Origin of the sequence: Pseudomonas sp. 51_B, from assembly GCF_017491595.1 — a bacterium.
GTDB classification, from domain to species: Bacteria; Pseudomonadota; Gammaproteobacteria; order Pseudomonadales; family Pseudomonadaceae; genus Aquipseudomonas; species Aquipseudomonas promysalinigenes.
On sequence record NZ_JAFGYW010000001.1, the window covers coordinates 169,776 to 193,933 of the forward strand.

The following is a 24,158-nucleotide window of genomic DNA, read 5'->3' on the forward strand; positions in this document are numbered from 1 at the left end:
ATGACCAGCTTGAACACTGAAGCGTTGAAGGTGCCCAGGCGCCCTGCCGAGCTGTTGAACACCTGTGCCCTGGCCGACCTGACCGAGCTGGCGCGCGTTGGGTTGCGCGGCGCGGACAGCGCGGCATACCTGCAAGCCCATGGCTACGACTTGCCTGCGCGGCCCAACCTGGCACTGCGCCAGGGCGATGGCAGCTGGGTAGCGCGCCTGTCTGCCAGCGAGTACCTGTTGCTGGGCAGCATGGCCGACCAGGGCGCGCGCGTCGCTGCCCTTGAGCAGGCCTGGCAGCAGGATGCCAGGCGCAACTACCTGCTGCCACGCCAAGACAGCCATGCCTGGCTGCAGCTGTCGGGGGTTCACTGCAGCGCCGTGATGGCCAAGGTGTGCGGGGTCGACCTGCGTTTGCAGGCATTTGCGTTCGGTGCCGTGGCGCAGACTTCGGCGGCGCGAATCAATGTGATCGTGGTGAATGTCGGCAGTGCTGAACGGCAAGCAATCCAATTGCTGTTCGACCGGCCGTCACTGGCGTATTTCCAAGAGGCGATACTCGATGCCATGGGTGAGTTCGATGGCGGGTGGGTCGGTTTGGATGAACTGATGCTTTAGCCTGCGCTGTCCGCTCCGCGGTATCACAGGTGTGTCAGCCGCTCGCGCAAAAAGCGCACAAACCCCTGCACCGGCCGCGCCACCTGCCGGTGCTGTGGATACACCGCCGACAGCTGTAATGCCGGCGGTACCCACTCATCCAGCACGGTCACCAAGCGCCCGTCCGCCAGCGCCTGCCCGACGATGAAGGTCGGCAAATAGGTGACCCCCATCCCGGCAATTGCCGCATCCCTGAGCAATTCGCCGTTATTTGCTCGCATCCGGCCGGTCACCTGCAGCGTTAGCGCTTTGCCGGCGTTGCAGAACTGCCACTGCACCTGCCGCGAGTGCCCATAGGGCAGACAATCATGTTCGGCAAGCGCCTGCGGCTTGGTCGGCACACCACGTACTTCAAGGTACGCCGGGCTGGCACAGTACACCCGCTGCACCGCGGCAATGCGCTGGGCGATCAGGCTGGAGTCCTCCAGCGCGCCAATGCGCAGCGCCAAGTCATAGCCCTCGCCAATCAGATCCACCGGGCGATCGCTTAGGTCCACCTCGACATCCACCTGCCCATGCACCTGCAGAAACTCGGTCAGCACGCAGCCCAGATGCGCCATGGCGAACGACAGTGGCGCACTCAGGCGCAAGGTGCCGCGCAAGGCCTGGGCCTGGCCGCTGATGTCGTGCTCCACCTGCTGCACCTCCCCCAGCAGGCGCAGCGCCGACTGGTAGTAATGCTGGCCCAGGGGTGTAGCGTCCAGGCGTCGGGTCGAGCGGTTGAGAAGGCGAACGCCAAGGCGCTCTTCGAGCTGCATCAAACGGCGGCTGACCGATTGCTTGGACATGCCCAGGCGCTCGGCGGCGGCGGTGAAACTGCCGGCTTCCATGACTTGGGCAAAAATGCGCATGTCTTCGTAGGGGTTCATTGTCTCGCTCTAGGTGACAGTCAAACGCTTTATAGCGGCTTTTTCCTACAGGCGCATCTCCTTAATCTACGTGCAGGCCGCGGCGATCGACATCCGAGGCCAGGCAGACGTCCATTACCAACACATGCACGAAAAGGATTCGCTGATGAACATTGTCCATAAGACCCTTACCGCTTCACTCCTCGCCCTGTCCGTGTCCAGCGCATTCGCTGCCGGCAGCCCCGGTGTCGAGCAGCACACCCAGGCCTTCCTCGAAGCTCTGGAGCGAGGTGGCGGCAAGCCGCTGGAACAGCTCAGCCCCAAAGACGCCCGCGCCGTGCTAACAAGTGCCCAGGCATCGGTGAAGGTCGATCTGTCCGGCATCGAGGTCAAGGAACACGTCATCCAGGCCAGCGGCCAGTCGATCACGCTGCAGGTGGTACGCCCGGCCAACGTCAAGGGTGAACTGCCGGTGTTCATGTTCTTCCACGGCGGCGGCTGGGTGCTGGGCGACTTCCCGACCCACCAGCGGCTGATCCGCGACCTGGTGGTCGGCTCTGGCGCGGTGGCGGTCTATGTGGACTACACCCCATCACCTGAGGCGCATTACCCCACGGCGATCAACCAAGCCTATGCCGCGACCAAGTGGGTGGCCGAGCACGGCAACGAAATCGGCGTCGACGGCAAGCGCTTGGCCGTGGCCGGCAACAGCGTCGGCGGCAACATGGCGGCAGTGGTAGCGCTCAAAGCCAAAGAAGCCGGCACACCGGCACTACGCTTCCAACTGCTGCTGTGGCCAGTTACCGATGCCAGCTTCGAGACTGCTTCGTACAAGCAGTTCGCAGAGGGGCACTTCCTGACCACCGGGATGATGAAGTGGTTCTGGGACAACTACACCACCGACCCTAAGGCCCGGGAGCAGATCTACGCTTCGCCGCTTCGTGCCAGTAGCGAGCAGCTCAAAGGCCTACCACCGGCCCTGGTACAAACCGCCGAGTTCGACGTATTGCGTGATGAGGGTGAAGCTTATGCTCGCAAACTGGATGCGGCCGGTGTGACGGTAACGTCGGTGCGCTACAACGGAATGATCCATGACTACGGCCTGCTGAACCCGCTGAGCCAGGTACCAGCGGTCAAAACGGCCATGCGCCAGGCTGCCAACGAGCTGAAGGTGCATTTGCAATAACCTCAGCGAATGTCCGCCCAAGCATTGCGTAGACAACAGCGGCCTTAGGCCGGGCCTCATTGTCCGGTTCAAGGCCAAGCTGGCATTACCTCAAGGCTCGAAACCCTCGACGATGATCACCTCAGCCTTCGCCACCCCCTGCCGATGGCTGCACGCCTCCTGGTACAGCGCAGACCGGTAGCACGCCACCGCCTGCTCATACGAATCGAACTCGATCACCACGCTACGCTGTGGAGTGGGCCGCCCCTCCATCGCCTCGCTGCGCCCGCCGCGAGCCAGGAAGCGGCCGCCGTAGGCCTTGAAGGCAGCGGGAGCGCGCTGGGTGTACTGCTGGTATTGCTCGGGGTCGGTGACGTCGACGTGGGCGATCCAATAAGCCTTCATCCGCTACTCTCCAGTTCCAAAGATATCTGTGTATGATGGTATACCATAATAATCACTCCGCCACAGTGAGCGTGCAACATGGCATTCAACACCATTGAAGAACTTCTAGAAGACTACCGGCAAGGCAAGATGGTCCTACTGGTGGACGACGAGGATCGAGAAAACGAAGGCGACCTGCTGATCGCCGCCGAGCGCTGTGACGCCCAGGCAATCAATTTCATGGCCCGCCAGGCGCGCGGGCTGATTTGCCTGACACTGACCGACGAACACTGTCAACGCCTTGGGCTGGAGCAAATGGTACCGGCCAACGGTAGCGTATTCAGCACTGCTTTCACCGTGTCCATCGAGGCCGCCACCGGCGTCACCACAGGCATATCCGCCGCAGACCGGGCGCGCACCGTGGCTGCCGCCATGGCATCCAACGCGCGCCCAGAAGACCTGGTACAGCCTGGTCACATCTTCCCCCTGCGCGCCCGAGAAGGTGGCGTGCTGACCCGGGCCGGGCACACCGAAGCCGGTTGCGACTTGGCGCGCCTGGCCGGTTTCGCCCCGGCGTCGGTGATTGTCGAGGTGCTGAACGATGACGGGACCATGGCCCGGCGCCCGGACCTGGAAGTGTTCGCGGCGCAACACGGCATCAAGATCGGCACCATCGCCGACCTGATCCACTACCGCCTGAGCACCGAGCAGACCATCAAGCGTATCGGTGAGCGTGAACTGCCGACCGTCCACGGTACGTTCCGCCTGGTGACCTACGAGGACCGTATCGAGGGTGGCGTGCACATGGCCATGGTGATGGGCGACATCCGCCGCGAACAGCCAACCCTGGTGCGTGTACATGTGATTGACCCGCTGCGTGACCTGGTCGGCGCCGAATATGCCGGCCCTGCTAACTGGACGTTGTGGGCAGCGCTGCAGAAGGTGGCCGAAGAAGGCGCTGGCGTTGTGGTGATCCTGGCCAATCATGAGTCTTCCCAGGCCCTGCTCGAACGTGTCCCCCAGCTGACCCAACCGGTGCGGCCTTATCAGCGGGGGCAGACCAAGGTTTATTCGGAGGTCGGTACCGGCGCGCAGATTCTTCAGGACCTGGGCGTAGGCAAGCTGCGCCATCTTGGCCCGCCACTGAAATACGCGGGGCTTGCCGGTTACGAGTTGGAGGTAGTGCAGAGCATTCCCTTCGAGCCAGGGCTGGTGGGCTGACAACGTCAGGGCAAGTGAGGTGCCCAGGGCTAGTGGAAGCGGGTTCAACCGCGAATGCGAGGCTGTAACGACCGACGCTTTCGCGGGTGAACCCGATCACATTCGGATCACCCTGGCCATGAAAACCGCGCCAGCCCGTCGGACCAGCTTTGTCCGGGACAACTGGGCTCAGGCCGTTAAGGCCCGTTTTCTCAACGGGTCATCGGCATCTACCATAGCGCGCAGTGATGGCCGGTCGCCTCATACCTCTTGCCAAAAGTTTGGAATACCATAATATGATATCCCGTAGACCTTGAATCTGCAGGCCGGCACCTACAATCACAATCGGCCCTAAGACACTTTGTAATAGCTGCTCCCCGAACACTGTTGGCGGGCGCACCAAAAGCCCCGCCTCGAATAACAAAAGCAACGAGGGCGTAACCATGCTGTTGAGCAAACGTGTAACCGCAGTGCTGTCCGCCAGCCTGCTGACCCTGGCATGTCAGGCCACCCAGGCCGCTGACAGCCTCAATTTCGTCAGCTGGGGCGGTACCACCCAGGACGCCCAGAAAGAAGCATGGGCCGTACCTTTCAGCAAAAGCACCAACATCAAGGTGGTGCAGGACGGCCCTACCGACTACGGCAAGCTCAAAGCCATGGTCGAAAGCGGCAACGTGCAATGGGACGTCGTCGATGTGGAAGCCGACTTCGCCCTGCGTGCCGCCAGCGAAGGCCTGCTCGAACCTCTGGACTTCACCCAAATCAAACGCGACAGAATCGACCCTCGGTTCGTTTCCGACCATGGCGTGGGCTCGTTCTTCTTCTCTTTCGTGCTCGGCTACAACGAGGGCAAGCTGGGCGCCAACAAGCCGGTCGACTGGACCGCGCTGTTCGACACCAAGACCTACCCTGGCAAACGCGCCCTGTACAAATGGCCAAGCCCTGGCGTGCTGGAACTGGCACTGCTGGCCGACGGCGTAGCTGCCAAAGACCTTTACCCACTGGACCTGGACCGCGCGTTCAAGAAACTCGACACCATCAAGAAAGACATCGTCTGGTGGGGCGGTGGTGCTCAATCCCAGCAACTGCTGGCCTCCGGTGAAGCGTCCCTCGGCCAGTTCTGGAACGGCCGCGTCTATGCCTTGCAGCAGGACGGCGCGCCAGTGGGCGTAAGCTGGAAGCAGAACCTGGTCATGGCCGACTTCCTGGTCGTACCCAAAGGCGCGAAGAACAAAGATGCGGCCATGAAGTTCCTGGCCAACGCCAGCAGCGCCGAGGGCCAAGCCGCCTTCGCCAACAAGACCGCCTATGCGCCGGTGAACCTTGACAGCGTGGCCAAGCTGGACAAAGACCTCGCTGCGAACCTGCCGACCGCCTATGCACAGGATCAAGTCACCCTGGACTTTGCTTACTGGGCGAAGAATGGCCAGGCCATTGCAGCCCGTTGGAATGAGTGGCTGGTCAAATGAAAGTCGCCATCAACGCCCTGCACAACGCGCAAGGTGCCCCAACGGGCACCGGCGCCCCGGGAACGGCCCCGCGCCGCGCAAGCCTGAGCCAGCGCTGGAAAGGCAGCCGCAACCTGCTGCCGGCCCTGCTGTTCCTGGGCCTGTTCTTCTTCGCGCCGCTGGTCGGCCTGTTGCTGCGCGGGGTGCTGGAGCCCACGCCAGGGCTGGGCAATTACGAGCAGTTGTTCGCCAACTCGGCCTATGCAAGGGTGCTGTTCAACACTTTTTCGGTCGCCGGTGTGGTTACGCTGATCAGCGTGCTGCTGGGCTTCCCGCTGGCCTGGGCAATCACCCTGGTGCCCAAGGGCTGGGGCCGTTGGCTGTTGAACATCGTGCTGCTGTCGATGTGGACCAGCTTGCTGGCACGCACATACTCGTGGCTGGTGTTGCTGCAAAGCTCGGGCGTGATCAACAAGGCGTTGATGGCAATGGGCATCATCGATACCCCGCTGGAAATGGTGCACAACCTGACCGGTGTGGTGATCGGCATGAGCTACATCATGATCCCATTCATCGTGCTACCGCTGCAGGCGACCATGCACGCCATCGATCCGATGGTACTGCAAGCCGGCTCGATCTGCGGGGCAAGCCCATGGACCAATTTCTGGAAGGTGTTCCTGCCATTGTGCCGCTCGGGTTTGTTCTCCGGCGCACTCATGGTATTCGTGATGTCGCTTGGTTACTACGTTACCCCTGCACTGCTTGGGGGAGCGCAGAACATGATGTTGCCTGAATTCATCATTCAGCAGGTGCAGTCATTCCTCAACTGGGGCCTGGCCAGCGCCGCCGCGGCACTGCTGGTGGTCATCACCTTGGTGCTCTTCTACCTGTACCTGAAGCTGCAGCCGGAATCCCCGGTTGGCAACGCGAGGTAAACCGCCATGCTTCTGTCTCCCAATGCCATGGGCCGCCCACTGCGCACGGGCCTGTACCTGACCACCGGGGTCATCGCGGCGTTTCTGCTGCTGCCAGTGGTGTTCATCGTGCTGCTGTCGTTCGGTTCTTCCCAATGGCTGGTGTTCCCGCCGCCGGGCTGGACGTTCAAATGGTATGGCCAGTTCTTCTCCAACCCGGAGTGGATGGACGCCGCCCTGGCCAGCTTCAAGGTTGCCGTACTGACCACTGTCGCCGCCGTGCTGCTCGGTCTGCCCACCGCCTTCGCCCTGGTGCGTGGGCGCTTCCCTGGCCGCGAGATGCTCTACGGTCTGTTCACCATGCCGATGATCGTGCCGCTGGTGATCATCGCGGTGGCGGTCTACGCGTTGTTCCTGAAACTGGGCTACACCGGGACGCTGTTCGCCTTCGTGGTCAGCCATGTGATCGTTGCCTTGCCCTTCACCATCATTTCGATCATCAACTCGCTGAAGCTGTTCGACCAGTCCATCGAGGATGCGGCGGTGATCTGCGGTGCCTCGCGCCTGCAGGCGATATTCAAGGTCACCTTCCCGGCGATTCGCCCTGGCATGATCGCTGGCGGACTGTTCGCCTTCCTGGTGTCGTGGGATGAAGTGGTGCTGAGCGTGATGATGGCCAGCCCCGACCTGCAGACCTTGCCGGTAAAAATGTGGACCACCCTGCGCCAGGACCTGAGCCCGGTGATCGCCGTGGCCTCCACGCTGTTGATCGGCCTGTCGCTGCTGGTCATGTTCATTGCCGCCGCGTTGCGCCGGCGCACCGAAGCCAACGCCTGAGTGCGGAGACAACAACAATGAGTGCAGTCATTCAAGACAAGGCCCAAAGTAAGACCCTGGTCAGCCTGCGCGGCCTGAACAAGCACTACGGCGACTTCACCGCCGTGGACAACCTCGACCTGGAGATCCAGGACGGCGAATTCCTGACCTTCCTCGGCTCCAGTGGCTCTGGCAAATCGACCACGCTGTCGATGCTGGCTGGCTTCGAAACGCCGAGCAGCGGCGAGATCCTGGTCGATGGCCAGTCGCTGGTGAACGTGCCGCCGCACAAGCGCGACATTGGCATGGTGTTTCAGCGTTACTCGCTGTTTCCACACTTGAACGTGCGTGACAACATCGGTTTCCCATTGGCGATCCGCAAGCTAAGCGCCACAGAAACCACCAAGCGCGTCGATGCCATGCTCAAGTTGGTGCAACTGGAGCCATTCGCCCACCGCAAGCCATCGCAGATGTCCGGTGGCCAGCAGCAACGTGTGGCCATTGCTCGGGCGCTGGTCTACGAGCCGCGTATTCTGCTGATGGACGAGCCGCTCGGCGCGCTGGACAAAAAACTTCGCGAAGACTTGCAGGACGAACTGCGCCAGTTGCACCGCAGGCTGGGTATCACCATCGTCTACGTGACCCACGACCAGGAAGAAGCCATGCGTCTGTCCCAGCGCATCGCCATTTTCAGCCATGGCAAGATCGTGGGCCTGGGCACTGGTTATGACCTTTATCAGAACCCTCCAAATGCCTTCGTTGCATCGTTCCTGGGTAACTCGAACTTCCTGCGGATCAAGGCCAGCGCAAATGGTGCCGGCACTTTCGAAGGCCAGCCCGTGGCGATTCGCCTGACCCCAGGCCTGGCCGCTGGGCAGGAAGCGTTGATCATGGTACGCCCGGAAAAGGCCCTGGCCCTGACCGCCGAACAGGCCGCCCGCGAACCATTGCCAGCGGGGTGGAACGAGGTAAGTGCCAAGGTCGGTGAAGTGCTGTTTTTGGGCGAAAGCCAAACCTGTCATGTGTCGACCACAGGTGGCACGGAGCTTACGGTCAAGGCCCTGTCGGCTGCAGGAATGCCCATGCAACCGGGTGATACGGTAAAAGTCCGCTGGGCAGTGGCCGATGCTTGCATCTACACCGACTGGGCCGAAAGTGACCTGAGCAAATCGGCCGGCGCGCACTGAACGGGGTGAGTGCCAACCGGGCCATCAGCGATGGCCAACGGGGCTGATTGGCTGTCACTTATCGGTCACGCCGCTGTCGTAATCTGCCGGGCAACCCGATGCCATAAGGTCGCCCGGCATGTTTCGCCCGTTTCTCCTGCTACTTGCCCTACTGCCGCTGCCAGCTTTGGCTGAAACGGCGTACCTGCGCGTGCAAGGCTCCAACACCATTGGCGCGGCGTTGTTGCCGGCCCTGGTACAGGGCCAGTTGCGCGCGCAACAGGCAACAGCCATTGAGCAGTCTCCCGGTGGTGCGGCGAACGAGACCATGATTACTGCGCGCGATGCCCATGGCCAGGCGCTGCGCATCCATATTGCCGCGCACGGCACCGCTACAGGCTTTGCCGCGCTTGCCCAAGGGGACGCCGACCTGGCAGCGGCCTCTCGCCCCATCAGCGATGCCGAGGTGCGCCAGCTCAAAGCTTTGGGTGACCTGCGCTCGGCCACTGCCGAACAAATCATCGGCCTGGACGGCGTGGCAGTGATCGTTCACCCCGACAACCCGTTGCCGCAGCTGAGCACCGATCAACTCGCACAGATCTTTTCCGGGCAGATCCAGCGCTGGGAACAACTGGGTGTGGCCGGTGGCGGCATCCACCTCTATGCGCGGGATGACCGCTCGGGCACCTATGAAACCTTCAAGGCGCTGGTACTGGAGCCCGCGCATGTCGAGCTGGCCAGCCAGGCGCAACGTTTCGAGGCCAGCGATGAACTGACCGCGCGGGTCAGCGCCGACCGCCAGGCCATCGGGTTCAGCAGCCTGGCAGCTGTGCATAGGGCCAAGGTGCTGGCAGTTGCCGAGAGCAACGCTCCCGCTGTATTGCCTGATCGCCAGCAGGTAGCCAGTGAGGACTACCCGCTGACGCGGCGCCTGTACTTCTACCTGCCGGCCAATGCCAAGCCTCAGGCCCGGGCACTGGCTGACTTCGCCCAGAGCCCGGCCGGTCAGGCCATCGTCGCCGCCCAGGGCTTCGTTTCGCAGCAAGTGGTTGCGCAACCGGTGCCGACGCAGGTCGGTATGCCGCCGCGCTATCGCACCCTCTCTAAGCAAGCGCAACGGCTGAGCGTGAATTTCCGCTTCCAGGAGGGCAGCGCCAGCCTCGACAACAAAGCGCTACGTGATGTCATGCGGGTCACCGAGTATCTGCGTCAGGCGGGCAAACTGCAAAACAAGGCTGTGTTGGTCGGCTTTGGCGACCCCAAGGACACCCCAGGCCGTGCAGCGCTGCTGTCGCGGCTGCGCGCCCAGGCCGTACGCCGGGAATTGGCGCGCGAAGGCGTAGAAGTGCTGGAGGTGACCGGTATGGGCGATGAATTGCCGGTTGCCGACAACCGCAGAGAACAAGGCCGATTGCGCAACCGTCGAGTCGAAGTCTGGGTCTACTGACAGGCAAAGAAATGTAACAGCAAAACCTTCGGCAGCACTGGCAAATGGGTTTAGGCTCAAGCTCATGTGATACCGGGCCCCTCTGACGGCTGCCAAGCCGTGATGTCGGATCACTGTTGCGCACTGCAAACGGCAACGACGACTAACCAGGAGGGGCTCATGACAGCTCTGCAAACGTTCCTCACTACACCCTTTCTAGGCACCAGCACCTGGTTGTGGCTGGTATTCATGGCCATCGTGATTGGTTTGCTGGTACTCGACCTTGGTGTGTTGCATCGCCAGGAGCGGGAAATCGAAATGCGCGAAAGCCTGTTGCTTTACTCAGGCTATTTCAGTGTGGGCGTACTGTTCGGCCTGTGGGTCTGGCATCAACTGGGCGCACAGTCGGCGCTGGAGTTTTATACCGGCTTCCTGGTGGAGCAATCGCTGTCAATGGACAACGTGTTCGTCATGGCCATGATTTTTGGTTTCTTCGCCATCCCCCGCTGCTACCAGCACCGGGTCCTATTCTGGGGCATTCTCGGGGTGGTGATCCTGCGTGCGATCATGATCGGGGTGGGTGCGGCACTGGTGCAGAATTTTGCCTGGGTGCTCTACATTTTTGGCGCCTTCTTGCTGTTCACCGGGGTGAAGATGGCGTTTTCCAAAGAGGACAGCCACCCGGACCTTGCCAATAACCCGGTCTTGAAGTTCGTCCGTCGGCACATGCGGGTAACGGATCAACTCCACGGCTCGCACTTCTTCGTGCGCCTGACCCCGCCTGGGGAGAACAAGGCCCTGCGTTACGCAACACCGTTGTTTCTGGCCCTGGTCCTGATCGAATTGGCCGACCTGGTGTTCGCGGTGGACAGCGTGCCAGCGATATTTGCAATCACCCAAGATCCCTTCATCGTCTACACCTCGAACATCTTCGCCATCCTCGGTTTGCGGTCGCTGTACTTCGCGCTGTCGGCGTTGATGCACCGGTTCGTCTATCTCAAATATGCACTGGCGTTGGTTCTGATCTTCATAGGCTGCAAGATTTTCTACCATGGGCTGGTCGGCAAGGTGCCTGCGCTGCTGTCGTTGGGGGTCACGTTCGCGCTGTTGCTGGGCGGGGTGGTGGTTTCGCTGATTAAAACGCGAGGGGAAGAGTCGGTGTCGAGCGAGAGCGCAGCAGAGCCGCCGCAGATTGAGGCGCAGAACTCGCAGAAGTAAAGATAGGGCCCGCTGTTGCGGGCCTGAAGCCGTAGCTACAGAGCTCTCCTACAGCATGAGGTGAATGTCCTGGCTTTATAGCCTAGTCGGGCTTGACCAGCATAGTTACTCCCAATGAAGGAGTACTCCATGCAGCAGCTTCCTGAAAATCGCCCAGGATAGATGGTCGACTTCAAAACCCAGTGACCTAAACGTCCAACGTTCGAATCGAGCTCTGACTAGTCTGCGCTTCGCAACATCTGTGCGGGCACGTACTTGCCGATTTCGTACTTGCCGATCGCAGCACGGTGCACCTCATCCGGGCCATCTGCCAGGCGCAGGGTACGTTGCATGGCATACATGTAGGCCAGCGGGAAATCGCCGCTCACACCAGCCCCACCGTGCATCTGGATCGCCCGGTCGATAACCTTCAACGCAACATTCGGCGCCACCACCTTGATCTGGGCGATTTCGCTGCGTGCCACCTTGTTACCGACGGTGTCCATCATGTAGGCCGCCTTCAGAGTCAGCAGCCGGGCCATGTCGATTTCCATGCGCGAGTCGGCGATCTTGTCGATGTTGCCACCCAGGCGCGCCAGGGGCCGGCCAAATGCGGTGCGCTGCACTGAACGCTTGCACATCAGCTCCAAAGCCCGCTCGGCCATGCCGATCGAACGCATGCAATGGTGAATACGGCCGGGGCCAAGGCGGCCTTGGGCGATCTCGAAGCCCCGGCCCTCGCCAAGTAGTACGTTTTCATAAGGTACGCGCACGTTCTCGAAAAGCACTTCGGCATGGCCGTGCGGCGCGTCGTCGTAGCCGAATACTGGCAAGGGGCGAATGATCTTCACGCCAGGCGCGTCGGTGGGCACCAATACCATCGAGTGCTGCTGATGGCGTGGCCCATCAGGGTTGGAAAGGCCCATGAAAATCATGACCTTGCAGCGCGGGTCGCAGGCGCCGGAGGTCCACCATTTGCGACCATTGATGACCCACTCATCGCCGTCGCGCACCGCCGTCGCCGCCATATTGGTCGCGTCCGAGGAGGCCACGTCCGGTTCGGTCATGGCAAATGCCGAACGGATTTCCCCTTGCAGCAGAGGCTCCAGCCACTGACGCTTCTGTGCTTCGCTGCCATAGCGCACCAACACCTCCATGTTGCCGGTGTCAGGCGCCGAGCAGTTGAATGGCTCCGGCCCCAAAAGCGAGCGGCCCATGATTTCAGCCAACGGGGCATACTCCAGATTGCTCAGGCCAGCGCCATACTCAGACTCTGGCAAGAACAGGTTCCATAAGCCCTCGGCTCGGGCCTTGACCTTGAGCTGCTCCATGATCGCCGTGGGTTGCCAGCGGTCGCCCTCGGCAACCTGGCGCTCGAACACCGCTTCTGCGGGGTAGACATGGGCCTCCATGAAGGCGCTGACGCGCTCTCGCAGTGCCTGGACCTTGGGCGAATAGGCGAAATCCATCAGGGGAATACCTTTACGGTTCGAAAGACATGGGCACAGCCTAGAGCAGCGGGGTTCGATTTACCTAGTCTATTTTCAGCGTGTATAAACATTCATAACCGATATATGATCGGCCGATAATTCCAACAAAGAGCGGCGCCATGAACCTCAGCAAGGTCGACCTCAACCTGTTCATCGTCTTCGACGCGATCTACACCGAAGCCAACCTCACCCGTGCCGGCCAGATCGTTGGCATCACCCAGCCGGCGGTGTCCAACGCCCTGTCGCGGCTGCGCGAAACCTTCAACGACCCGCTGTTCGTGCGTACCGCACAAGGCATGGTGCCTACGCCCATGGCCCAGAACATCATTGGCCCAGTGCGCAATGCCCTGGCACTGTTGCGCACGTCGGTTCAGGAAAGCCGCACCTTCAATCCGCAACAAGCGAGCAAGACCTTCCGCATCAGCATGACCGACCTCACCGAAGCAGTGATTTTGCCGCCGCTGTTCCAGCGCTTGCGCCGCCTGGCGCCAGCGGTGCTGATCGAAAGCTTTCTGTGCAAGCGTCGCGAAACCACCAAAGAATTGGCCGCCGGGCGGCTGGATTTCGCCATCGATGCACCGCTGAATACCGATCCTCAGGTGCGCCACGTCAAGCTGATGCAGGACCGCTATGTCTGTGCCCTGCGTCAAGGCCACCCATTGGCCGACGCCAAACTCACACTCGACAACTACTTGAGCATGACCCATATCCATATCTCCAGCCGCCGCAATGGACTGGGTTACGTCGACCTGGCACTGGGCAAAATGGGTGTGCAACGCAAAGTGGCACTGCGCTCTCAGCACTATCTGATGGCGTCGCAGGTGTTGCAGCAGACCGACATGGCAATGACCGTTCCGGAACGCTTCGCGCGCCGGCATCAGTTGCGTTTCCACCCACTGCCGGTTGAAGTGCCTGCTCTTGAAACTCACCTGTACTGGCACGAAAGCACCGATCAGGACCCGGCCAATCGCTGGATGCGCGAGCAAATCATCGAACTCTGCGAGCGCGTTGTGGCCGAGGAAGAGCGTGCAGTGGAGCCCGCATGAAACAGCTGGGCGTTGCTCAAGCAATGGCACAGGCCTCTGGAATTTTAATTCCACAAAGTTGTATCTATAGAGGAAAATATTCTCCGAAAATGCGGGCAATGCAGCACTAAAAGCAAATTTATTCCGCCCTCGCGCGTTAGGCTTGATGCATCGATAGCCGCTCTCAAGCCAACCCTGCACGGACCCGCCCTATGCCCAATGCCCCTCTATATTTCGACTACGCCGCCACTACCCCGGTCGATGACCGGGTCATCGAGACCATGCTCACATGCCTGGGCCGCCAGGTTAACTTCGGTAACCCTGCATCCAGTGGCCATGCCTACGGCCACGCGGCGCGGGAGGTGGTCGAGCAGGCTCGCAGGCAAGTGGCCGACCGGGTCGGCGCATTGGCCGACGACATCGTCTGGACATCAGGTGCCACCGAGTCCAACAACCTGGCACTCAAAGGCATCGCCCAGGGTATGACTGAGCCTGGGCACCTGGTCACCAGCCTGATGGAACACAAGGCCGTGCTCGATACAGTCAATGAACTTGAGCGTCAGGGCTGGGCCGTCACGCGACTGGCCCCGGACGCCGACGGTTTGATTCAGCCGTACGCCGTCCAGGCGGCCATGCGCGCCGATACGCGTCTGGTATCACTGATGGCGGTGAACAATGAACTGGGTACCGTCACCGATTTCGCCGCCATTGGCGAGCGAGTGCGCGCCGGTGGCGCTCTGCTGCATGTGGATGCGGCTCAGGCCGTGGGCAAATTGGCTATCGACCTGCAGGCCATGGCGGTGGACCTGATGTCTTTTTCGGCGCACAAAGTCTATGGCCCCAAAGGTATTGGCGCGCTCTATGTTGGCCCCCGCGCCCGCCCTCAGATGCGTGCGCAGATCCACGGCGGTGGGCATGAACAAGGTCTCAGGTCCGGCACCCTGCCAACTCATCAAATCGTTGGCATGGGCAGCGCCTTCGCCCTGGCCGGTGAGCCGGGTGACAATGAGCATCGGCGTATCGAGCAGTTGGCCAGCCGCCTGCGTAGCGGGTTGCTAGCTGTGCCGGGTATCAGCCTCAACGGCTGCGCTGCGCAACGTGTCCCGCACACCTTGAATGTCTGCATTCAAGTCAATGGCTTCAACACCATGGCTTTGGCCAATGAACTGGCGTTGTCGACCACCTCGGCCTGCAACTCGGCCAGCAACGCCGCCTCCCATGTGCTGTTGGCACTGGGGTTGGACGAAGCCCAAGCGCGCAAGAGCGTGCGTCTGAGTATTGGGCGTTTTACCACCGAGCCCGAGGTGGACGCAGCCATCGCGGTGTTCAGGCGAGCGGCGACGGCAGCGACCGCCACGTTGTGGTAGCAGGCACCGAGCACGCAGAGTGAGCGCCGCACGTGCGGCGCTCGATTGCATAGCTGTGCAAGACGGGCGAAGAGCGTACAGGCTTACAGGAAGGTAAAGACAGTCGATGCCGGCAACCGCGACTTACCGAGGCCCGCATTGAAATCCGCTTCGCTACGGTACCCCAGGCTCAGGAGCACGACACTGGTAAAACCGCGCTCACGCAGGCCAAGCTCTGCATCCAGCGCCTTGCTGTCGAACCCTTCGATCGGCGTTGCGTCCAGGCCATGGGCGGCAGCGCCGAGCAACGCGGTACCCAGCGCCAGGTAGGTTTGTTTCTCCATCCAGTGCTGCAAGTCTTTCTGGTCGAAACGGTGCAGGTCCACATAGCCACGACGGCTCTGGTTCTGCCCTGCCCGCGCCTGCTCATCGCGGAAACGACCATCGGCCTGTTCCTGGTCGAGCACTTGGTTCAAGTGCGCCTCGGTCATGTCGGTACGGGTGCAGAAGACGATCACGTGGGAGGCATCACGGATTTTCGGCGAGTTATAGGCAAACCGCGCATCGGTGGCCTTGGCCAGACGGTCTTTACCTTCAGTGCTGTCTGCAACGATGAAATGCCATGGCTGCGAATTGACCGAGGATGGGCTGTGACGCAGTTGCTCAAGCAAGGCGTCGACCGTGGCTTGAGGGATCCTGCGGGCGGCATCGTACGCTTTGGTTGTATAGCGGCGCTTGGCCAGAGAGACGGTATCCATGGTGCAACTCCAGTGTAGGAAACGGGATATGCAGCGCATCTTATCTTTCCTGCGCATAATGAAAACCGGCAAAATGCAGCAACACTTTCACATAGGCAGTGAAAATGCTTCGTCTCTACGACCTGGAACTGTTCGTGCGCAGCAGTGCGCTGGGCAGTTTCACCGCTGCGGCCCATGAAGCCGACCTGCTTCCGGGCCAAGTGGCAGCTGCGATCAAGCGCCTGGAGCGCGACCTGGATGTACGCCTGTTCGCCCGCACTACCCGTAGCCTGCGCCTGACCGCCGAGGGCGAGTTGTACCTGCCCACTGCCCAGCGGGTGCTGGATACCCTGCGCCAGGGCCATGAGCAGCTCCATGGCAGCCACAGCACCTTGCGCGGAGTTTTGCAGGTCTCGGCGCCCTCGGACATCGGGCGCAATCTTTTGCTGCCTTGGCTCAGTGCGTTTCGCCGCCAACACCCGGCTTTGAATTTACGCTTCTTCCTGTCCGATCAGATGGCCGACTTCAGCCGCGACCCGGTAGACATCGCGATTCGCTACGGCCTCAACCAAGACGCCAACTACATCGCCCTGCCACTGGCGCCCTGGAACCGCCGAGTGCTCGTGGCAGCACCCGCCTACCTGGCCCGCCACGGTCGCCCCCGCACGCCGGACGAATTGCTCCAACACGACTGCCTGCTGTACTTGCAACACAACCGCGTGTTCGACAAGTGGCAACTGGGCAATCGCACCATACAGGTACGCGGGCCGCTGGTCAGCGACGACGCCGACGTGGTCAGGCGTTGGGCGTTGGAAGGCGAAGGTATCGTCTACAAATCCTGGCTGGACGTCAGCGCCAATATCGCCGCCGGCGAGCTGGAAGTTCTGCTGCCAGACCATCAGGGCGAAGCCACGCCGGTCACGCTGGTTTGCCCGCACCGCAAGCAACTGTCCCCTGCAGTGACGCAATTGCACGGTTGGTTGCAAGAGCGCTTTGCGGCGCTCAAGCCTGCTTAGCAGGCTGAATGACCTAATTATTAGTCATCGATAGCCAACTGATTTTTGATTTTGAAACTAATATTATTTCCTTGAATCTGTGTCGATTAGAGATTCAATCAGCAACCCTACGCTCGTAAAACGCCTGAGCAGCCTTCCTAGGCCGGGCATGGCCTTGCACGCAGAGACTGCCAACCCTCTACTGCTGACACGAGTGCGCATCCCTGGTAGCGAGTTGAGCTTTCTCTCTACCTTCACGACCTTCGGCCTCCCCCTGGACATCACAGTAGAGTCACTGCGAATGGAGCATTTGATACCTGCGGATCTATCCATCAGACAAACAATGATGCAAGCTTTCGATGCTTGGAATGCGCAATACGGCGAATAGCCGATAGCAGACCAAGGGCGATTCTGTCCCGGTCAGACAGGCCACCTGCCTGCCCCGACGAGCAACGGGAGCCCTTGAAGGGTCGAGCTTCCAGCGTCAAATCTTCTGTCGCCAATACCAAGCGCTCACCGCGCGTTTCCTTCCCCGCTGATCACATTTGTTCTAAACGCCGATGCCCGCCTGCGGTAAGGTGAAGCGCCCTATCCATCAGCAGCGTAGTGCCATGAGCAACTGGATCGACCTCAAGCAACACGCCGATACTGGCATCGAGTCGGTTCGCGCGCATTTCGTCGGACATGCCTATGATCCGCACTGGCACGACAGCTTCCTGGTCGGTGTCACTGAGCAGGGTGTACAGCAATTCAACTGCCGCCGAGTGCGCCACCAGAGTACCGCGGGCCAAGTCTTCCTACTCGAGCCTGGCGACCTGCACGACGGCCACGCGCCAACCGCCGAAGGCTTCACTTATTCAACCCTTTACCTTGAGCCAACCTGGCTCGAGGCCGAAATGCGGGCGCTGTTCGAACAGGCTCCCACCGATAGCCTGCCAAGCTTCGCCGACACCTTATGCCAGGACCAACGCCTGGCCTGCGCCACCGCAATGGCGTTTCAGGCGGTACATGGCCTGGAGCTGCGCATTGTGCGCCAGACGGCGATGGATACCCTGCTGGCCACACTCACCGGCCACCTGCACTGGCGCAAGCGCTTGAACCCCGACCCGCGGCTGCCGATCATCGCGCAGCGGGCACGGGATTTTTTGCACGCCTATTTCGACCAGGACATTGCGCTTGAGCAGGTGGCCCAAGCCTGCGGTGTCGACCGCTTTCGCCTGACTCGGGCGTTCAAGGCCGCCTACGGTTTGGCGCCGCATGCCTATCTGATTCAGCTGCGGCTCTCCAAAGCTCGGCGTTTGCTTGCAACGGGCAAGCTTCCGGCCGACGTGGCAATGGCGCTTGGCTTTGCTGACCAAAGCCACCTGGGGCGCTGGTTCCGCCGTGCCTACCGGTTGACGCCAGCCGATTACCGACGGCGCTGCTCAAACCTTCCAGACTGACGCCAGGGGTGCTGCGAGGATGGGATGCCGAACAATTGGAGCCCTCCGCCATGTCGCAATCCTTGTTAGCGTTCATTCTCTTCGCCCTGGCTTCGAGCATCAGCCCAGGGCCGACCAACCTGCTGATTCTGGCCCATGGCGCCCGTCAGGGCCTGCGCGCGAGCCTGGCGCCGCTGCTGGCGGCATGCGCTGCGGCCGCCTCAATCGTATGGCTGGTGGGCCTTGGGCTAGGTGAAGTGCTCATGCGCCATCCCTTGGCACAGCAGGCAATGAGCTGGGCTGGCGTGTTGTGGTTGAGTTGGCTGGCCTGGCGCATGTTGCGCAGTGCCGGGCAACCGCTGCAGCGCATCGATAGCAAGCCTTTGGGCGCCATCAGCGCGGCATCGTTACAGGTGGTAAACCCCAAGGTCTGGATGATGGCAATTGCAGTGATTGGCGTGTTTGCGGCGCCTTCGCTGCCGTTGTGGCAGCTGGCCCTGATGTTCTTGCTGATTGCCATACCGTGCATGGCGGTGTGGGCGCTGCTGGGTGTAGGTAGCACGCGCTGGTTGCAGACGCCCGGGCGTTTGTTGTGGTTCAACCGCAGCTTGGCCGCACTGCTGCTGATTTCGGCCTGGGCGGCGGTATTGAGCTAGCGAGTTGCTGCTATGTATCTACCCTCCGCCCCTCAGCTGGCGTGCTTGCGCAGAGCCCAGCGCAGGCAGTCAGTGGCTGAGCGCTTCGCGCAAGCGCTGGGTGCTGGCCACAGCCAGTAACAGTGCAATCACCGCCACACTCCCGCCAACCAGGCCAATATTGGCTACTCCCATCTGGCTACTGACGATGCTCCCCAGCAATGCGCCGCCACCAATGCCGATGTTGTAGATGCCGGAAAACAGCGCCATCGCCACATCCGTCGCGTCGCTGGCAAGCTTCAGCGTCTTGGACTGCAACGACAGGCTGAAACTCAGGATCGCCACGCCCCAGAACATGCTCAGCGCCGCGAACACGTAGAAGTTGCCAGATAGGGGTAACAGCAACAGCAAGCAAGCGGCCAGCACGCCGATCGAACTCAACAGAAAACCCTGGGGGAAGCGATCGCTGTAACGGCTGAACAGCACCGAGCCGCACACGCCAGCGCCACCGAACAACAGCAACAGCAGCGTGGTGCGCTCGCCACCGATTTGCGCCACGTGCAGGGCAAATGGCTCGATGTAGCTATAAGCGGTGAATTGCGCGGTGATCACCAAGGTCACCAGCACATAGGTGATGACCAGTGCCGGGCGCTTGAACAAAATAGGAAGGCTGCGCAGCGAACCTGAGTTCTGGCTGGGCAGCAATGGCAGCGACTTCATCAGGCACAGCATGGTCGCCAGCGCCACGCCGGCAATGCTCAGGAAACTGATGCGCCAGCCCAGCGCCTCGCCCACTACCCGCCCCAGCGGGATGCCCAGCACCATCGCCAATGTGGTCCCGGTGGCCAGCAATCCCAAGGCTTTGGCCTGCTGGCCCGGTGGAGCCACCCGAACGGCCAGCGACGCGGTGATGGACCAGAACACGGCATGGGCCAAGGCGATGCCAACGCGGCTGACCAGCAGCATGACGAAGCTCTGCGACAACCACGACAGCAGATGGCTGACGATGAACACCAGGAACACGAACAGCAGCAACCGCCGACGCTCGATGTTACGGGTCAGCAGCATCATCGGCAGCGAAGCCAAAGCCACCACCCAAGCGTAGATAGTCAGCATCAGGCCGACCTGCGCGGTGCTCATCTGGAAGCTGCTGCCGATGTCACTTAGCAGCGCCACCGGGACGAACTCGGTGGTGTTGAAGATGAAAGCCGCCAGGGCCAGGGCGATCACACTCAGCCAGCTACCTTTGCTGGTGGTGGGCGGCATGTGGGTGGCAATGGATCCGTTCATGGGTAGGTATCTGATCTGTGCAGGCAAAGCGAAAAAACGCGCGTCAGGGGCCAAGTATCGGCCGCGCTGAGGCACGGGTTTGTTATTGGAGGGATTGCCCGCATGGTACGCGTCATACCGGGGTCTCACAACCACGGCATGCAGGTGCCCGTACCGGCGCCAGGGCCGGTACGAGCATGGCTCAGCCTTGCAGGGTCGCCATGTCGATCACGAAGCGGTACTTCACGTCACCGGCGATCATGCGCTCGTAGGCCTGGTTGATATTGCGAATGTCGAGCATTTCGATATCGCAGCGAATGTCGTGGGCAGCACAGAAGTCCAGCACCTCCTGGGTTTCGGCGATACCACCGATCAACGAACCGGCCAACACCCGACGCTTCAGTACCAGGTTGGCCGCGTGCACGGCCGGGTCGATCGGTTCGATCAGGCCCACGAGGATGTGTACGCCGTCGAATTTCAGGGTTTCCAGGTACGGATTGAGATCGTGCTGCACCGGAATGGTGTCGAGCAGGAAGTCGAAACGACCCGCGGCGGCGCGCATCTGCTCGGCATCGGTCGACACGATCACATGGTCGGCACCCTGGCGACGTGCTTCCTCGGCTTTGGCCGCAGAGCGCGTGAACAGAGTGACTTCGGCGCCCAGTGCCTTGGCCAGTTTGATACCCATGTGCCCCAGGCCACCCATGCCGAGAATGCCGATCTTGTGGCCGGGGCCTACGCCATGATGCTTGAGCGGAGAATAGGTGGTGATACCGGCGCAGAGGATCGGCGCCGCGCTGGGCAGGTCCATGCCGGCAGGGATGCGCACCACGAAGTGTTCGCTGACCACGATGCTGCTGGAATATCCGCCCATGGTGTTGCTGCCATCGACCCGATCCGGGGTGGCGTAGGTCATGGTCGGGCCTTCCAGGCAGTATTGCTCCAAATCCTTGGCGCAGGCCTCGCAGTGGCGGCAAGAGTCGACCATGCACCCTACCCCAACCAGATCGCCAACCTTATGGGAAGTGACCTTGTCGCCCACAGCCGTGACTCGGCCGATGATTTCGTGGCCTGGCATCAGCGGATAAACGGCGATGCCCCATTCGTTGCGCGCCTGGTGAATGTCGGAATGGCAGACACCGCAATAGAGGATGTCGATGGCGACGTCGTCCGGGCGCGGCGCTCGGCGCTCGAAGCGCATGGGGGCCAACGGGCTGGTCGGGGTCTGGGCGGCGTAACCAATGGCGTTATACATGCGGAACCTCACAAGTAATGAAACGATTCAGGCCACCTATTTTGCTGCCGCTGGTTTTTTTCGCCCACCGCTGATTCTCCGGCATCCATGCCTGATTCTCCGAAGCTTGAACGCAGCATCTACCGCTGGCTCGCCAATCTGCGATGATACAACTGTCTGATTCTCTGCCCAGGTTTCGTATGCAACTGACCCGTCACGTCGACGCCAATGCCCCCCTATGTTCACTGATACGCAGCCTGGCAACCCGCCCGGGCTTCGTACCCACCCACCTGCCCCAGGTGCAGGTATTGAGCTGGGACCATTATGTCGCCAGCAGCCCGCAGATCTACGAACCGAGCCTGATGATCCTGGCCCAGGGCAGCAAGCTGGCGCGTCTGGGCCCGCGCACCCTGGAATACGGCGCCGGGCATTACCTGGTGCAAGCGCTGTCGGTACCGTTCATGTGCGAGACTTTCGCCACCCCCGAGGAACCGCTGCTGGGCGTGGCGGTGGACATCGACCGCAGCGTGCTGGGCGAGCTGGTGCAGAGCATGGGCCTGACACCTGACCCTGGGGTGCAGGCCCAGACGCCACAGTCGATGACTTCGGCGGCGCTCGATGCTTCGATGCGTGATTCGGTAGAGCGACTGCTGCTTTGCCTGCAGAACCCGGTCGACGCCAAAGTCCTGGGCCCGGCGCGCATTCGCGAGGTGCTGTATACCGCATTGCGCGGCCCCCAGGCGGGCGTGTTGCGGGCGCTGGTCGAGCAACAAGGGCACTTCGCCCGCATCGGGGCGGCGCTCACACACTTGCGCGCGCATTACGCGCAGCCGCTGAGCGTCGAGGTGTTGGCCGCCTGCGCCAACATGAGTGTCTCGACCTTTCATGAGCACTTCAAACGCTGCACCGATATGGCGCCGATGCAGTACCTCAAGCGCTTGCGCCTGCTCAAGGCGCAACAGATGTTGATTGGCGAGGGGCTGGGGGTGGCGCAGGCGGCGCACCGGGTGGGGTACCAGAGCACCTCCCAGTTCAGCCGTGAATACAAGCGCCTGTTTGCCCGCAGCCCTGGCGATGAATTGCCCTATCAAAGCCTCCCGGTCTGACGGGGGGGTTAGTCCCCCAACGGCCACTGCGCCAGCGGCCAATACCGCCCCTTGCGCGACTCGAACAGCGTGAAGTGCCTGGCAATGAGGTGGAACTCGGGAGCTTGAGCGGCCTCTGGCACCTGCCCACGATACTCCCGAGCCAAGGTCAGATGCGGACGGTAATCACGTGCCTGGGCAGCGAACCCCAGCGGTAGTAACGCCTGCTGCAAACCATAGACCAGCTTGCGTAAAGCCGCAGGCGCCTGCTCAGGCTCGAGCACCAGCAGATTGGCGCGCTGCCAGGTATTCAATGCATTGAGCAAAAGGCGCACAGGTGCATCCGGCCGCACCAGGTTATCTACCGCCGCGCACACGGCTGGCACCTGTGCTGCAGCCACGTCCCCCAGAAACAGCAAGGTCAGGTGGAAGTTTTCGCTGGGCACCGGCTTGCCGCCGCGCAGGCCCAACTCGCGCCGCCATTGGCTGAGTGCGCGGCGTTGGGCATCACTGACAGGCAAGGCGAAGAACAGCCTTTTGAAGGGGGTGCCGCTGGGGCGAATATCCTGTTCCATGGGAACTCCATCACGTGAAACGTTTGCGCGCAACAGGCCGCCTTACACCAATGTCCACCTCTGCGAAGGTAACAATATGTACAAACTACCCCGCTGATTGTTTATGCTGGCGAGCTTATGCCATGGCGCATGGCCATTTTTCGACAAGTAACCGTCCATGAAAATTGCACTTGTATTGATCTTCGTTCTCTCGATCGCCTATGTTCACCTGCGCGGTCGAGTACGCCACAAACTGACTCGCCAATTGGGTGACCACTCAAGCTTCCTGGCGCCGGTCAACACCTTCCTGTACCTGTTCTCCAAGCACCCGGCCAAGCCCTACCTGCCGGTCGAAGCCTTCCCCGAGCTGCAGCCGCTCAAGGACCACTGGCAGGAGATTCGTAGCGAAGCTCAGCAACTGCTGCACGTGGGCGAGATCAAGAAGTCCGACAATTACGACGATGTCGGTTTCAACTCTTTCTTCAAGACCGGCTGGAAACGTTTCTACCTCAAGTGGTACGGCGAAAGCCACCCATCGGCCATGACCCTGTGCCCGCGCACCACCGAGCTGCTGCAGGGCATCGGTACGGTCAAGGCAGCGATGTTCGCCACCCTGCCCCCTGGTGCCAAGCTTGTGCGCCACCGCGACCCTTATGCCGGCTCGTACCGCTTTCACCTGGGCCTGGACACGCCCAACGACGACGGCTGCTACATCGACGTGGATGGCGAGAAGTATTCCTGGCGCGATGGCGAGGGCGTGGTTTTCGATGAAACCTATATCCACTACGCCGCCAACACCACCGAGCATAATCGCATCATCTTGTTCTGCGACATCGAACGCCCGTTGAAGTACCGCTGGGCAACGGCGTTCAACCGCTGGTTCAGCCGCAACGTCATGGCGGGGGCAGCGGCACCTAACGACGCGGGCGACAAAACCGGCGCCATCAACCGCTTGTTCAGGCGCATCTACAAGATCCGCGAGCGTGGCAAAGCCCTGAAAAAGCGTAACCGCACACGCTATTACCTGGAAAAGTGGCTGGTGGTCGCGGCCGTCGTGCTGGTGTTCATCTACATCTGATGCCCTTGCTGCACCCTATCGCCGGCAAGCGGCGATAGGCGCGAATTCGACTAGCCTGAAAGCTCCCCCTGCAACCTTAC

At 61.3% G+C, this 24,158-nt stretch carries 23 protein-coding genes; 16 read left to right on the forward strand and 7 right to left on the reverse strand.

Annotated features, from left to right (window positions below):
* Positions 1–606 carry a sarcosine oxidase gene (locus J5M56_RS00815; RefSeq protein WP_207869088.1) on the forward strand — a complete coding sequence of 202 codons (606 nt, stop codon included), beginning with the start codon at positions 1–3 and terminating at the stop codon, positions 604–606.
* Positions 607–629: 23 nt separating this feature from the next.
* Here the strand turns inward: J5M56_RS00815 and J5M56_RS00820 are convergent, their stop codons facing one another.
* Positions 630–1,514 carry a LysR family transcriptional regulator gene (locus J5M56_RS00820; protein WP_207869090.1) on the reverse strand — a complete coding sequence of 295 codons (885 nt, stop codon included), beginning with the start codon at positions 1,512–1,514 and terminating at the stop codon, positions 630–632.
* Positions 1,515–1,659: 145 nt separating this feature from the next.
* Between J5M56_RS00820 and J5M56_RS00825 the strand changes: the two genes are divergently transcribed.
* The gene (locus J5M56_RS00825) at positions 1,660–2,679 is read left to right on the forward strand and encodes an alpha/beta hydrolase (RefSeq protein WP_207869092.1); all 1,020 of its coding nucleotides are present in this window, start codon (positions 1,660–1,662) and stop codon (positions 2,677–2,679) included.
* Between the two features lie 90 nt (positions 2,680–2,769).
* On the opposite strand, the gene J5M56_RS00830 is transcribed toward J5M56_RS00825, so the two are convergent.
* The gene (locus J5M56_RS00830) at positions 2,770–3,063 is read right to left on the reverse strand and encodes a DUF1330 domain-containing protein (protein WP_060479148.1); all 294 of its coding nucleotides are present in this window, start codon (positions 3,061–3,063) and stop codon (positions 2,770–2,772) included.
* A 78-nt stretch (positions 3,064–3,141) separates the two neighbouring features.
* Here J5M56_RS00830 and ribBA point away from each other — a divergent pair, with 78 nt between their 5' ends.
* The 7 genes from ribBA to J5M56_RS00865 all read left to right on the forward strand — a co-directional run bounded on the left by ribBA (position 3,142) and on the right by J5M56_RS00865 (position 11,230).
* Entirely contained in the window at positions 3,142–4,263 is a 1,122-nt protein-coding gene (gene ribBA / locus J5M56_RS00835) for a bifunctional 3,4-dihydroxy-2-butanone-4-phosphate synthase/GTP cyclohydrolase II (RefSeq protein ID WP_060479149.1), read from the forward strand.
* Between the two features lie 422 nt (positions 4,264–4,685).
* Positions 4,686–5,711 (forward strand): ABC transporter substrate-binding protein, encoded by a 1,026-nt coding sequence (locus J5M56_RS00840; RefSeq protein WP_186476983.1) that lies wholly within the window; start codon positions 4,686–4,688, stop codon positions 5,709–5,711.
* On the forward strand, positions 5,708–6,625 hold the full coding sequence (locus J5M56_RS00845; protein ID WP_060479151.1) for an ABC transporter permease: 918 nt from the start codon (positions 5,708–5,710) through the stop codon (positions 6,623–6,625). The genes J5M56_RS00840 and J5M56_RS00845 overlap by 4 nt, the downstream gene beginning before the upstream one ends.
* Positions 6,626–6,631: 6 nt before the next feature.
* The gene (locus J5M56_RS00850; RefSeq protein ID WP_060479152.1) at positions 6,632–7,441 is read left to right on the forward strand and encodes an ABC transporter permease; all 810 of its coding nucleotides are present in this window, start codon (positions 6,632–6,634) and stop codon (positions 7,439–7,441) included.
* Positions 7,442–7,458: 17 nt separating this feature from the next.
* Positions 7,459–8,607 (forward strand): ABC transporter ATP-binding protein, encoded by a 1,149-nt coding sequence (locus tag J5M56_RS00855; RefSeq protein ID WP_060479153.1) that lies wholly within the window; start codon positions 7,459–7,461, stop codon positions 8,605–8,607.
* Positions 8,608–8,725: 118 nt separating this feature from the next.
* Entirely contained in the window at positions 8,726–10,033 is a 1,308-nt protein-coding gene (locus J5M56_RS00860; protein ID WP_207869094.1) for a substrate-binding domain-containing protein, read from the forward strand.
* Positions 10,034–10,192: 159 nt separating this feature from the next.
* Entirely contained in the window at positions 10,193–11,230 is a 1,038-nt protein-coding gene (locus J5M56_RS00865; RefSeq protein WP_207869096.1) for a TerC family protein, read from the forward strand.
* Between the two features lie 218 nt (positions 11,231–11,448).
* Here the strand turns inward: J5M56_RS00865 and J5M56_RS00870 are convergent, their stop codons facing one another.
* Positions 11,449–12,678 (reverse strand): acyl-CoA dehydrogenase, encoded by a 1,230-nt coding sequence (locus tag J5M56_RS00870; RefSeq protein WP_207869098.1) that lies wholly within the window; start codon positions 12,676–12,678, stop codon positions 11,449–11,451.
* A gap of 140 nt (positions 12,679–12,818) precedes the next feature.
* Between J5M56_RS00870 and J5M56_RS00875 the strand changes: the two genes are divergently transcribed.
* Together J5M56_RS00875 and J5M56_RS00880 are read left to right on the forward strand one after the other, a co-directional pair.
* Positions 12,819–13,745 carry a LysR family transcriptional regulator gene (locus tag J5M56_RS00875; RefSeq protein WP_207869100.1) on the forward strand — a complete coding sequence of 309 codons (927 nt, stop codon included), beginning with the start codon at positions 12,819–12,821 and terminating at the stop codon, positions 13,743–13,745.
* A 191-nt stretch (positions 13,746–13,936) separates the two neighbouring features.
* Entirely contained in the window at positions 13,937–15,091 is a 1,155-nt protein-coding gene (locus tag J5M56_RS00880) for an aminotransferase class V-fold PLP-dependent enzyme (protein ID WP_207869102.1), read from the forward strand.
* A gap of 83 nt (positions 15,092–15,174) precedes the next feature.
* Here the strand turns inward: J5M56_RS00880 and nfsB are convergent, their stop codons facing one another.
* On the reverse strand, positions 15,175–15,828 hold the full coding sequence (gene nfsB / locus J5M56_RS00885) for an oxygen-insensitive NAD(P)H nitroreductase (RefSeq protein WP_060479159.1): 654 nt from the start codon (positions 15,826–15,828) through the stop codon (positions 15,175–15,177).
* A gap of 104 nt (positions 15,829–15,932) precedes the next feature.
* On the opposite strand from nfsB, the gene J5M56_RS00890 reads away from it, so the two are divergent.
* The 3 genes from J5M56_RS00890 (at position 15,933) to J5M56_RS00900 (ending at position 18,879) form a co-directional block, all read left to right on the forward strand.
* Positions 15,933–16,823: a LysR family transcriptional regulator gene (locus tag J5M56_RS00890; RefSeq protein WP_207869104.1), complete on the forward strand. Its 891-nt coding sequence runs from the start codon at positions 15,933–15,935 to the stop codon at positions 16,821–16,823.
* Positions 16,824–17,413: 590 nt separating this feature from the next.
* Entirely contained in the window at positions 17,414–18,244 is an 831-nt protein-coding gene (locus tag J5M56_RS00895) for an AraC family transcriptional regulator (RefSeq protein WP_186476975.1), read from the forward strand.
* Between the two features lie 50 nt (positions 18,245–18,294).
* Positions 18,295–18,879, forward strand: a complete 585-nt coding sequence (locus tag J5M56_RS00900) for a LysE family translocator (RefSeq protein WP_207869106.1) — start codon at positions 18,295–18,297, stop codon at positions 18,877–18,879.
* 69 nt (positions 18,880–18,948) lie between these two features.
* Here J5M56_RS00900 and J5M56_RS00905 read toward each other — a convergent pair whose 3' ends face one another.
* Complete coding sequence (locus tag J5M56_RS00905) at positions 18,949–20,148, reverse strand: sugar transporter (RefSeq protein ID WP_186476973.1); 1,200 nt, start codon at positions 20,146–20,148, stop codon at positions 18,949–18,951.
* A 181-nt stretch (positions 20,149–20,329) separates the two neighbouring features.
* Positions 20,330–21,382: a vanillin reductase gene (gene calA, locus J5M56_RS00910; RefSeq protein WP_060479163.1), complete on the reverse strand. Its 1,053-nt coding sequence runs from the start codon at positions 21,380–21,382 to the stop codon at positions 20,330–20,332.
* 179 nt (positions 21,383–21,561) lie between these two features.
* Between calA and J5M56_RS00915 the strand changes: the two genes are divergently transcribed.
* The gene (locus J5M56_RS00915; protein WP_207869108.1) at positions 21,562–22,467 is read left to right on the forward strand and encodes an AraC family transcriptional regulator; all 906 of its coding nucleotides are present in this window, start codon (positions 21,562–21,564) and stop codon (positions 22,465–22,467) included.
* Positions 22,468–22,475: 8 nt separating this feature from the next.
* Here J5M56_RS00915 and thpR read toward each other — a convergent pair whose 3' ends face one another.
* Positions 22,476–23,021: an RNA 2',3'-cyclic phosphodiesterase gene (gene thpR / locus J5M56_RS00920; RefSeq protein WP_207869110.1), complete on the reverse strand. Its 546-nt coding sequence runs from the start codon at positions 23,019–23,021 to the stop codon at positions 22,476–22,478.
* A gap of 157 nt (positions 23,022–23,178) precedes the next feature.
* Between thpR and lpxO the strand changes: the two genes are divergently transcribed.
* Positions 23,179–24,078: a lipid A hydroxylase LpxO gene (gene lpxO / locus J5M56_RS00925; protein WP_060479166.1), complete on the forward strand. Its 900-nt coding sequence runs from the start codon at positions 23,179–23,181 to the stop codon at positions 24,076–24,078.
* Positions 24,079–24,158 lie beyond the last annotated feature (80 nt).